This is a genomic window from Ferrovibrio sp., assembly GCF_035304305.1.
GTDB lineage: Bacteria > Pseudomonadota > Alphaproteobacteria > Ferrovibrionales > Ferrovibrionaceae > Ferrovibrio.
In genome coordinates, this window is record NZ_DATGQG010000111.1 from 48,674 (window position 1) to 58,733 (window position 10,060).

11 protein-coding genes and 1 pseudogene are annotated in these 10,060 nt (G+C 67.8%); 5 read left to right on the plus strand and 7 right to left on the minus strand.

The genetic code is table 11. From position 1 onward, the window contains the following. Positions 1 to 15 precede the first annotated feature (15 nt). From VKZ87_RS12885 to VKZ87_RS12895, 3 genes are read left to right on the plus strand one after another with little or no spacing between them, the layout of a single operon-like run. Complete coding sequence (locus tag VKZ87_RS12885) at positions 16 to 1,362, plus strand: amidase (protein ID WP_324221664.1); 1,347 nt, start codon at positions 16 to 18, stop codon at positions 1,360 to 1,362. A gap of 12 nt (positions 1,363 to 1,374) precedes the next feature. Next, positions 1,375 to 1,560: a hypothetical protein gene (locus VKZ87_RS12890; RefSeq protein WP_324221665.1), complete on the plus strand. Its 186-nt coding sequence runs from the start codon at positions 1,375 to 1,377 to the stop codon at positions 1,558 to 1,560. 11 nt (positions 1,561 to 1,571) lie between these two features. Next, positions 1,572 to 2,345, plus strand: a complete 774-nt coding sequence (locus VKZ87_RS12895; RefSeq protein WP_324221666.1) for a class II aldolase/adducin family protein — start codon at positions 1,572 to 1,574, stop codon at positions 2,343 to 2,345. Here VKZ87_RS12895 and VKZ87_RS12900 read toward each other — a convergent pair. The 7 genes from VKZ87_RS12900 to VKZ87_RS12930 all read right to left on the minus strand — a co-directional run bounded on the left by VKZ87_RS12900 (position 2,342) and on the right by VKZ87_RS12930 (position 7,993). Next, positions 2,342 to 3,280 (minus strand): AEC family transporter, encoded by a 939-nt coding sequence (locus VKZ87_RS12900; RefSeq protein WP_324221667.1) that lies wholly within the window; start codon positions 3,278 to 3,280, stop codon positions 2,342 to 2,344. The two genes, VKZ87_RS12895 and VKZ87_RS12900, sit on opposite strands and share 4 nt — an antisense overlap. Before the next feature lie 19 nt (positions 3,281 to 3,299). Continuing rightward, positions 3,300 to 4,661, minus strand: coding sequence for a thioesterase family protein (locus VKZ87_RS12905; protein WP_324221668.1), 1,362 nt, complete (start codon positions 4,659 to 4,661; stop codon positions 3,300 to 3,302). 42 nt (positions 4,662 to 4,703) lie between these two features. Then, positions 4,704 to 5,294, minus strand: a complete 591-nt coding sequence (locus VKZ87_RS12910; protein ID WP_324221669.1) for a helix-turn-helix domain-containing protein — start codon at positions 5,292 to 5,294, stop codon at positions 4,704 to 4,706. Positions 5,295 to 5,337: 43 nt separating this feature from the next. Next, on the minus strand, positions 5,338 to 6,186 hold the full coding sequence (locus VKZ87_RS12915; protein WP_324221670.1) for a crotonase/enoyl-CoA hydratase family protein: 849 nt from the start codon (positions 6,184 to 6,186) through the stop codon (positions 5,338 to 5,340). A 59-nt stretch (positions 6,187 to 6,245) separates the two neighbouring features. Beyond that, the gene (locus VKZ87_RS12920; RefSeq protein ID WP_324221671.1) at positions 6,246 to 6,728 is read right to left on the minus strand and encodes a GNAT family N-acetyltransferase; all 483 of its coding nucleotides are present in this window, start codon (positions 6,726 to 6,728) and stop codon (positions 6,246 to 6,248) included. A gap of 111 nt (positions 6,729 to 6,839) precedes the next feature. Next, entirely contained in the window at positions 6,840 to 7,631 is a 792-nt protein-coding gene (locus tag VKZ87_RS12925) for a PhzF family phenazine biosynthesis protein (RefSeq protein ID WP_324221672.1), read from the minus strand. A gap of 95 nt (positions 7,632 to 7,726) precedes the next feature. Further along, positions 7,727 to 7,993: a DUF1127 domain-containing protein gene (locus tag VKZ87_RS12930; protein WP_324221673.1), complete on the minus strand. Its 267-nt coding sequence runs from the start codon at positions 7,991 to 7,993 to the stop codon at positions 7,727 to 7,729. Between the two features lie 107 nt (positions 7,994 to 8,100). On the opposite strand from VKZ87_RS12930, the gene VKZ87_RS12935 reads away from it, so the two are divergent. Both VKZ87_RS12935 and VKZ87_RS12940 read left to right on the plus strand, forming a co-directional pair. Beyond that, the gene (locus VKZ87_RS12935) at positions 8,101 to 9,525 is read left to right on the plus strand and encodes a PLP-dependent aminotransferase family protein (protein ID WP_324221674.1); all 1,425 of its coding nucleotides are present in this window, start codon (positions 8,101 to 8,103) and stop codon (positions 9,523 to 9,525) included. Between the two features lie 10 nt (positions 9,526 to 9,535). Beyond that, a pseudogene (locus tag VKZ87_RS12940) lies at positions 9,536 to 10,060 on the plus strand (L-lactate permease); the annotation flags it as partial.

Sequence of the window (10,060 nt, forward strand, 5' to 3'; positions counted from 1 at the left end):
ATGACGAGTGACGTGATGACCAGTAACGCTCTGGAATGGATGTCGGCCAAGGATGCGGCTGCGGCAATCGCCGCCGGCCGCATCACATCGAAAGAGCTGACCGAGGCCTGCCTCGCCAGCATCGAGCGGCAGGAGGAGACCGTCGGCGCCTGGACCTTCCTCCGGCGCGAGCATGCCCTGATGCAGGCGGAAATGGCCGACGACGCCCACCGGGCCGGCCGGCCGCAGGGCCCGCTGCATGGCGTGCCGGTCGGCGTGAAGGACATCTTCGACACCCATGACATGCCGACGGAAGACGGCTCCCCGCTGCATGCCGGCCGCACCCCGCGCCGGGACGCCACCGCCGTGGCCCGGCTGCGCCAGGCGGGAGCCATCATCATGGGCAAGACGGTGACCACCGAGTTCGCCGTCTACAATCCCGGCAAGACGGCCAATCCCCATGACCCGAGCCGCACGCCGGGCGGTTCGTCCAGCGGCTCGGCCGCCGCAGTGGCGGCCGGCATGGTGCCGCTTGCCATCGGCAGCCAGACCAACGGCTCGGTGATCCGGCCGGCCTCCTTCTGCGGCATCGTCGGCTACAAGCCGAGCTTCGGGCTGATTTCCCGCCACGGCGCGCTGACGCTGTCGCGCACCCTGGACCATGTCGGCGTCTTCGCCCGCTCGGTCGAGGATGCCGCCCTCATCGCCGAATGCATGATCGGCTTCGATCCCGCCGACCCCGATACCAGACCGGTCGCGCCGCCGCCGCTGCTCGCTGCCGCGCAATCCGCGCCGCCCGTGCCGCCGCGGCTCGCCTTCGTGCCCTCCCCGGTCTGGGACCAGGCCGAGCCGGAAACGCAGGCCGCCTTCGAGGAACTGTTCGAGGCGGTGAAGGAGGTGCCCGGCGTGCATATCGAGCGCCTCGATCTTTCGGAGCGCTACGCCGAGGCGATCGAGCTGCACCGCGTCATCATGGAAACGGACCTGGCGGTGAACCTGCGGGCGGAATACGACGCCGCGCCCGACCAGATCAGCCCGGTGCTGCGCGCCATGATCGAACGCGGCCGCAGGGAGCATGGTGCCTTCGACTATGCGCGGGCAATCGCCTCCATCCCGGCCCTGAACAGCCTGCTGGAAGACATCCTCTTCGCCTATGACGCGATCATCACGCCGGCAGCCCCCGGGGTGGCGCCGCCCAGGGCAACCACCGGCAGCCCGGTCTTCTGCACCCTGTGGACCCATTGCGGCCTGCCGGCGGTTACCATCCCGCTGCTGCAGGGCGAAAGAGGCCTGCCCATCGGCGTGCAGCTGGTCAGCATCCGCGGCGACGATGCCCGGCTGCTGCGCACCGCCAGCTGGCTCGCGAAACTGGACCTGAGCTGAAGGAGCGCGCGCATGTTCAAATCCAATCTGATTACGGGCCTGATCGGCATCGCGCTGCTCTGCGGCTTTCTCGGCGTCTACATCTTCTGGGTGCCGGCCCCGCCGCTGGTCGCCGTCATGATCTTCGTTCTCGCCCTGCTGCTCTTCGACTTCGTCCGCAGCATGCGCGAAATCCGCCGCAACAATTCCGGCCGGTGAGCAAGGCAGCCATGAGCCAGCCCGCGCTGAAAGCCGTTTCCGACATCCGCTCCACCGTCTCGGCCGAGGAATGGCAGACCCGCGTCGACCTTGCCGCGGCCTACCGCCTTGTCGCCCATTACGGCTGGGATGACCTGATCTTCACCCATATCTCCGCCCGCGTGCCGGGGCCGGAGGAGCATTTCCTGATCAATCCCTACGGCTGGATGTTCCATGAGATCACGGCCTCCTCGCTGGTGAAGGTCGATCTGGACGGCAACATCGTCTCGGAGACCGACCAGATCATCAATCCGGCCGGCTTCACCATCCATTCCGCCGTGCATGCCGCCCGCCGGGATGTCGGCTGCGTGCTGCACCTGCATACCGGCGACGGCATCGCCGTCTCGGCGCAGGCCGAGGGCCTGCTGCCCCTGAGCCAGACCGCCATGGTGGCGCTGAGCAATCTCAGCTACCACGACTTCGAAGGCATCGCGCTCAATCTCGACGAACGCGAGCGGCTGGTGCGGGACCTCGGCCAGAACAACCTGATGATCCTGCGCAATCACGGCACGCTGGCCTGCGGCCGCACCGTGGCGCAGGCCTTCCTCAACATCCACCTGCTGGAACGCGCCTGCCAGGCACAGGTGCGCGCGCTGGCCGGCGGCCGGCCGATGCACATGCCGCCGCCGGAGGTTCAGGACACCGTCAAGCAGCAGGTGCGCGGCATGAAAATCGATGTCAGCGGCCTGGCCTGGGCCGGCCTGCTGCGCATGCTGGATGCGAAGGATCCCGGCTACCGGACCTAGTAGGCCGTGAACAGCACCATGAAGGCGGAAACAGTGACGGTGGCGATCAGGGTCGTCACCAGGATGGTGCTGGAGGTGCGCTCGACAAAGACATTCTGCTGCGTCGCCAGGATATAGACATTCGCCGCCGTCGGCATCGAGGCCTGGATCACCGCCACCGCGGTGAGAAAGGGATCGAGCTTCAGGAGATGGGCGAACATCCAGACCAGCAGCGGATGCAGTGCCAGCTTGCCGATGGTCGTCAGGCTGACCTGCTCGATCCCCTCCGACAGCGGCCGGCCGACCAGCGTCAGCCCGAGGCCGAACAGCGCGCAGGGCGCGGCGGAATCCGACAGCAGTTTCAGCAGCGCCTCCACCGGCACCGGCAGGCTCAGGCCGGTGAGGCCCCAGAGCAGACCGGCGAAAGTCGAGATGATCAGCGGATTGCGCGCCATGCCCCAGGCGACCCGGCGGAAAATGGCGAGCCATGAGGCATTGCCGCCGCCGGAGCCCTCGATGATCGCCGTGGTCAGCGGGATCAGCACGATATGGTCGAAGACGATGACCAGCACGGCGGGCAGCACGGCGGCATCGCCGAACAGGGCGACCAGGATGGGCAGGCCCATATAGCCGACATTGCCGAAGGCGGCGCCCATGCCCTGCACCGCCCGCTCGCCCCAGTTCAGGCCGGAGAACAGCAGCCGGCTCGATATCAGCACGATGCCGTAGACCAGCACGCCGCCGGCGCCGTAGACCGCGACGAATTTCGGGTCGAAAGCCTCCAGAACCGGCGCCGAGGACATCTTCACGAACAGCATTGCCGGCAGCGCGAACCAGATCACGAAGGCATTGAGGCCGAGATAGGCCTGCGCCGTGATCAGCTTCGAGCGTCCCGCGGCATAGCCGGTGAAGATCAGCCCGAAAAACGGCAGCGAGACATTGAGCAGGGTTTCCATGTCCCGCCGTCCGTATCGCTCACGCCGCCGGTACGGTGACAAGCCGGCGGGCGAAAGCCTGCCGGACGAAGTCGGGCATCGTAATCGACTTGCGCGCCTTGAGGTCGAACAGCACGGCGACCACCTCGGCACGCGCTACCGGCTGATGCGTGTAGCTGTCCATCAGGACATGGCAGAAGCGCCAGGTCTTGTCGCGCAGCTCCAGCATGCCGGTGCGGTTGTAATAGGCATCGCCGACCCGCAGCGGCCGCAGATAGTCGATCGTGTAGTCCAGCGCCGCCGAGCCGATGCCCTCTTCCGCCATCCGCTCGCGCGACAGGTCGCCGCCGGCCAGCATGTTGCCGGCCGCTTCCGAGAAGCGCGCCATGTAGAAGCGGGTCGCCATGCGGCCCGTCTCTTCCGCCTCCCAGCGATCCACCGAACCGCGGCAGGATTCGTACATGCCCTCGACCGGCGCGGCGGGTGCCGGCGGCGAGCCGGCAGGCTTCAGCGGCGGCGGGCCCTGGAACTGCGCGGCCAGCCTTTCCGCCGCGGCCGCAACATTGGCCGGAAGCGGGAGGAAGCCGCCGTCATCGAGACGGTCGAGAGCAATAGTCGCCTCGGCCGTGGCCGACAGCGAGCCGGTCTCGGTGTCGAAAAGCTCGTGGTAGAGCTCTATCCGGTCGCCGGCGACGGCGCGGACGCCGCTACGCAGCGTGATGACGGCGCCTTCATGGTTCTCGCGCTTGAACTGGATGCGGTGCCGCAGCGGACGTACTGCCACGCCGTCGGCACGGCGACGTTTCGGGCCGTAGCCCAGCGCCAGCAGCAGCTGCTTCTCAGCCTCGGCGAAGCGCGAGAGATAGAACTGCACGTTCAGATGCCCCATACGGTCGCATTCCCAGGGCTGCACCGGCGAACGCCCGGTGACGGCCCAGCCATCTGTCTGCGTCGGCACCGCCACCTGCTCCGGCGGCTCGTCACCGCGCACGATGAACTTCTGGAATCCGGTCCGGATTTCGTCGGGCAGCGGCACCGACTTGCGCCGCTCGAGGTCGAAGCACAGCGCCAGCACGTCGGCCTTCATGCACAGCGCGCCTGTCTCGGCGTTGAACAGCCGGTGGTGGAAGCGGATCTTGCGGCCCTCGGCCAGCGTCATGCCACTTTCCATCCGCACCAGATCGCCCGCATGCAGCTCGTTCACATAGTCGATGTTCTGGTTCACCGCGACCGAGCCGAGGCGGTGCTTCTCAAAGGCCTCGCGGCCGAAGCCGGCCGCCAGCATGATCGAGGCCGCAGCGTCACTGATCCGGCCGACATAGAACTGGATGTTCATGTGGCCATACTGGTCGCATTCCCAGGCAGCGACCGAGCCGCGATAGGTTTCGATGAAATTGCTCACGGGGGGCTCATTGTATTCGGTTGATGTCGTCATGTTCGCCCGTCAGGCGGAGGCGCGCAACCTTTGCACCAGCATCTCCACATGCCGGCGCACCACGGCCTCGCCTCCGTCCCCCAGCACCTTGAGGCGGCCGGTGGCTTCCAGCACCAGCGCCCCGGTGATGCAGGCGGCCAGCGATACCGTCTCGGCCCGCAGGGTTTCGGGATCCAGCGGGGCCAGCCGGCGCATCGCGTCGCCCAGCACGCTGTAGCACTGGATCAGGCGCCCGTTGAGCAGCCGGTCGAGTTCCGGCGTCAGGCCGGCGGGACGGAGGCCCTGCCCGAGATAGAGGCCGAGATAGAGGTCGTCCGCCCGCGCCCGGTAGAAGCTGTAGAAACCGAGTGCGCCGGCCAGCAGCTGCTGATCCGCCTCTGCCTTTGCCACCGCCTCGCGCAGGTGCTTCTGCAGGTCCGACAGCGACGCGGCCAGCATGTCGGCATACAGCGCCTCCTTGGCCGGGTAGTGCAGATAGACCGTGCCGACCGCCACGCCGGCCTCGGCCGCGATGGCGCGGAGCGTCGCGCCATCAAGGCCGTCGCGGGCGAAGACGCTGCGCGCCGCGGCAAGAATCGTCTCGCGCTTGAAGGCCTTCACGGCCCTGCGGCGCTTCTCCCTCGCCGGGTTCTCCGCAGCCGCCTCAGCGGGCATTTTTCCAGGCCAGCGGATCGCCGCCGTCGCGTTCCTTCACCGCGGCCTTGAACCCGATCTGCTCGCACCGCGCCTTGAAGGCGACGCCCTCCGGCGTATGGCGGGTGATGCCGTCGAACAGGGTGGCGAGCGTCTGCGTCGAGTTCAGGCCCATATTGTCGTAGGCCTGGTTGACCATCAGCTTCTGCATCATCAGCTGGTTCTTCGGCACCGAGGCGATCCGCGCCAGCAGGGCCTCGACATGGGCGTCCAGGTCCGTCTCGGGCACGGCATCGATCACCAGGCCGTACTCCTTCGCGGTGACGCCGTCGATCAGGTCGCCGGTCAGCAGCATGCGCTTGGCCTTCTCGGCGCCCAGGCGGTAGACCCACATCGCCGTGGTCGGGCAGCCCCAGATGCGCGCCGGGGGATAGCCGATCTTCGCATCCTCGGCCATGACGACGAGGTCGCTGCAGAGCGCGATGTCGCTGCCGCCGGCAACGGCGAAGCCGCGCACCTTCGCGACGACCGGCTTGAGCGACCGCCACAGGCTCATGAAGCAGTCGGTGGCCTGGCGCATCCACTGGTAATCGACCAGCGGGTCCCAGGGCATTTCCTGGCTGCCCAGCACCGGCCGCGGCGCCTCGGCAAAGGTCTTCAGGTCATAGCCGGCGCAGAAGGCCCGGCCAGCGCCGGTCAGGCAGATGACATGGACCTCGTCGTCCTGGTTGGCGCGCTCCACTGCGGCGCGAAGGGCGAGCGGGGTTTCCTCGACGATGGCATTCAGGTGCTCGGGCCGGTTCAGGGTAATCCGGGCGATGCGGCCGTCGCGTTCATACAGGACGATGGGTTCGGGCATGGTTTCCTCCGGCTGATTCCGGAGAAAACTCTAACATTGCTCATGAAAATGAACAACGTTCATAAATCAGCTTCCCGATATCGGACGTCGGGCAGCGGATTGTGGATATAGGGCGGAATATCGCGGAAACCGAGCCGGTCGTAGAGCCGGTTGGCCTCCGGCATCCGGTGCAGGGTGTCCAGCCGCATGACCCGGTAACCGAGCCGCCGGCCCTCCGCCATGATCGCTTCGGCCAGCCTGCGGCCGAGTTTCAGGCCGCGGGCGGCCGGATCGACATAGAGGCGCTTCATCTCGCAGATGCCCGGCTCGAGCGCGCGCAGCGCCACCACGCCCTTCGGCTCCCCATCCACCCTGGCCAGCAGCAGGGCGCCGCCCTGCTCCGGCGCGTATTTGCCCGGCAGTCCGGCGAGCTCGGCATCGAAACCCTGAAAGCAGAGGCTGAAATCCAGCGACTGCGCATAGGCGAGGAACAGCCGTCCGGCGGCGGCGAGGTCGTCGGCGCTTTCGGCCGGCGCGATGGTGATGGTCGGAGTCGTCTGCATGCGTCTATCTGAAGGGAAAAGGGCGAGGCGCTCAACAGGGGAAAGCGCCTCGCCCACCGGCCTTACGTGCCGGTATCGGCGGCATTCGGGGCAGCCGCTGATCTCATGGCCCTAAAGCGTCACGCTGCCCTCCAGATAGGGAACGCAGCTGCCGGCCATGCGCACGCGCTCGCCATCGAACCGGCAATGCAGCGTGCCGCCGCGCCTGGAGGCCTGGTAGGCGGTGATTTCGCTTTTGCCCAGCCGCTGCGCCCAGTAGGGCACGATGGTGCAATGGGCCGAGCCGGTAACCGGATCTTCGGGAATGCCTTTGGCGGGCGCGAAGAAACGCGACACGCAGTCGACGCCCGGCCGGTCGCCCGGCGCGGTGACGATCACAGCGAAGCGGTCGAGATCCATCAGCCCCTGCATGTCGGGCGCCAGGTTCCGCACCGTCTCGGCGCTGTCATAGACCAGCAGGTAATCGCGTGCCGCCAGCACCTCGGACGGCGGTTTGCCAAGCGCCTGCAGCAGGCCGGCGCAGGCGGTGGCGGGCGCGGCCGGCCGCGCCGGAAAATCCAGCACCAGCCGGCCGCTCTCGCCGTCCTGCGTGACCGTCAGCATGCCGCTCTTCGTATGGAAGTGAATGCGCTCCGATGCGCCGTCGAGGCGATTGAAGATCACCCAGGCGCTGGCCAGCGTCGCATGGCCGCAGAGGTCGACCTCCACCTCCGGCGTGAACCAGCGCAGGCCGTAGCCGTCCTTCTCGCGCACGAAGAAGGCCGTCTCGGCCAGATTGTTCTCTGCGGCGATCGCCTGCATGGTCGCATCCGGCAGCCATTTCTCCAGCGGCATCACGGCGGCCGGATTGCCCCGGAACACCGCATCGGCAAAGGCATCGACCTGGTAGATCGGCAGACGCATCGTCACTCCCTGTCTTGAAGATCGAACCCCGGCTTGGCCGGCGCCGCCGCTCGCGCTGCGGCCGCCGGCCCTTCCGGGGAGGAAAGGATCAGGCGTTATCGAAGCCAGAGCGGCTTGCTCAGCTCGGCTTCCACATCGGCGCGGGTGAGGCCGACGTCCTTCAGGATTTCGTTCGGCAGGCTGGCCAGATGCGCGCGCTCGCGCACTTCCCGCTGCCAGTCGAGCAGCATGATCACGAGGCCGGTCGCGCCCCGGGCGCTGACGGCGACCACGCGGTCGATAACCCGGCCGATCGTGCTGCCCGCGCGTTCGACCGGGCCAATTTCGTAAGGCCGGCCGATTGTACTGGTACAATTCGTCATAGCATCCCTCCGGATTGATACGCTTTTAGGCAGATTGCGCCCCGGCAATCGAAGCATTGCGATCATTATTTGACTCTTTGATTGGGTCAATGCTAAATATTGTCACCATGACAATGTGGGTACCGAAACTCGAAAACTTTCCCGGCCCGCGCTACCAGGCGCTGGCGGCCGCGATCGAGGCCGCGGTGCAGACGGGCGAACTTCCCGTCGGCACCAAGCTGCCGCCACAGCGCAATCTCGCCTGGAAGCTGGGCGTCACCGTGGGCACGGTCAGCCGCGGCTACATGCTGGCGGAGCAGAAGGGCCTGCTGAGCGGCGAGGTCGGCCGCGGCACCTTCGTGAAACCGCTGAACGGCCATGGCGCCAGCGCGATCGGCAGCGAGATCATGGCGGAAGAGGCCGGCGAGATCGTCTCGCTGGCGACGCCGGGCGTGATCGAACTCTCACACAACGAACCGAGCCTGCCGGAATACGAGGATCTGCTGCGGCGCTCGCTGCAGCGCATCGCCGCCAAGCGCGGCCTGCAGCATCTGCTCGGCTATTCCCGCACGCTCGGCGATCCGGCCCACCGCGCCGCGGCGGCGCAGTGGATCGCGCGCACCGGACTGACCGTGACGCCCGAACAGGTGATCGTCACCGCCGGCGCGCAGCAGGCGCTGAACGTCACCATCTCGGCGATGACGATGCCGAACGAGACGCTGCTGGTGGAGTCGCTCACCTATGGCGGCGTGCACGAGAATGCGCGGCTGCGTCCGGTGCGCATGGAAGCCGTGGCGATGGACGGGGAAGGCATCCGGCCCGACGCGCTGGCCGAGGCCGCGAAGCGCACCGGCAGCCGCATCGTGCTGGTGCAGCCCACCATCCACAATCCGACCACTGCGACCATGTCGCAGCAGCGCCGCGAGGACATCGTCGCGGTCGCGCGCAAGCACGACCTCACCATCATCGAGGACGACGTCTACGGCTTCGTGGTGGCAGACCGCCCGGTGCCGCTTGCCGCCATGGCACCGGAGCGCACGATCTACATCGCCTCGGCGTCGAAATGCATGGCGCCGGGCCTGCGGGTCGGCTGGATCGCCGCGCCGCCGGCACTGATCGAGCGCTTCGCCGACGCGCTGCATGCGGTCTCGGTCAACAATCCGCGACTGAACCAGGAAATCGTGCGGCAATGGATCGAGGACGGCACGGCCGACCGGCTGGTGAAGCGCCTGCGCGAGGAAGCCGCTTTCCGCAACGAGATGGCGAAGCAGGCCTTCGAGGGCCTGACGCTGCGCACCCATCCGGCCAGCCTGCACTGCTATCTCGAGCTGCCCGCGCCCTGGCAGCCGAACGACTTCACCAACCAGGCGCTGGGCCAGGGCGTGCGCATCGCCAGCTGCACGTCGTTCGTGCCCGACAACCGGCCGAACCCGCCGCCCTGGGTGCGCATCTCGCTGGCGCCCTCGCCCGACCGCGCGCAGCTGAGCGAAGGCCTCAGCCGCCTGCGCAGCCTGATCGAGCGCGGCCCCGGCGCGCGCCGCTCGGTCGTCTGACCATTCCCCGGTGACGACGCTCGTCTATCTGTCGCCGATCGCGCTGGTGATCGGCCTGATCGCGAGCGGCCGCGTGAAGCTGATCCATGCCGGACTCGCCGGACTGGCGGCGACGCTGGCCGCCACCTACGTGGCCCTGCCTGACGGACCCGGCTACGCAACCTTCCTGGCGACGGAGGGCCTGCGCGGCAGCTGGCTGGCCTGGCACAACATCGCCATCATCTTCGCCGGCCTGACTTTGCACCACCTGATCGAGGCCACGGCACCGCCGCCGCTAGGCGCCGAACGGCCGGCCGCAGCCTCGCGCCACCGCGAGGCGTTCCTGCTCTGCTTCATCGCCTCCGGCGTGGTGGAATGCGCCGTCGGCTTCGGCATCGGCTTCGCACTGGCAATCCAGGGCCTGCGCCGGCTGGGCACGCCGGTGCATGCCGCCGTCGCGCTCGGCTTCCTCAGCCAGATGCTGGTGCCCTGGGGCGCGCTGGGCATCGGCACGGTGATCGGCGCGGCGCTCGGCGACCTGCCGCTGGACTCCTTC

Excerpts from the sequence above, each read along its gene's own strand:
- VKZ87_RS12885 (WP_324221664.1), top strand. The coding sequence starts at position 16 with ATGACCAGTAACGCTCTGGAATGGATGTCGGCCAAGGATGCGGCTGCG.
- VKZ87_RS12890 (WP_324221665.1), top strand. The coding sequence starts at position 1,375 with ATGTTCAAATCCAATCTGATTACGGGCCTGATCGGCATCGCGCTGCTC.
- VKZ87_RS12895 (WP_324221666.1), top strand. The coding sequence starts at position 1,572 with ATGAGCCAGCCCGCGCTGAAAGCCGTTTCCGACATCCGCTCCACCGTC.
- VKZ87_RS12900 (WP_324221667.1), bottom strand. The coding sequence starts at position 3,280 with ATGGAAACCCTGCTCAATGTCTCGCTGCCGTTTTTCGGGCTGATCTTC.
- VKZ87_RS12915 (WP_324221670.1), bottom strand. The coding sequence starts at position 6,186 with ATGCCCGAACCCATCGTCCTGTATGAACGCGACGGCCGCATCGCCCGG.
- VKZ87_RS12920 (WP_324221671.1), bottom strand. The coding sequence starts at position 6,728 with ATGCAGACGACTCCGACCATCACCATCGCGCCGGCCGAAAGCGCCGAC.
- VKZ87_RS12925 (WP_324221672.1), bottom strand. The coding sequence starts at position 7,631 with ATGCGTCTGCCGATCTACCAGGTCGATGCCTTTGCCGATGCGGTGTTC.
- VKZ87_RS12930 (WP_324221673.1), bottom strand. The coding sequence starts at position 7,993 with ATGACGAATTGTACCAGTACAATCGGCCGGCCTTACGAAATTGGCCCG.
- VKZ87_RS12935 (WP_324221674.1), top strand. The coding sequence starts at position 8,101 with ATGACAATGTGGGTACCGAAACTCGAAAACTTTCCCGGCCCGCGCTAC.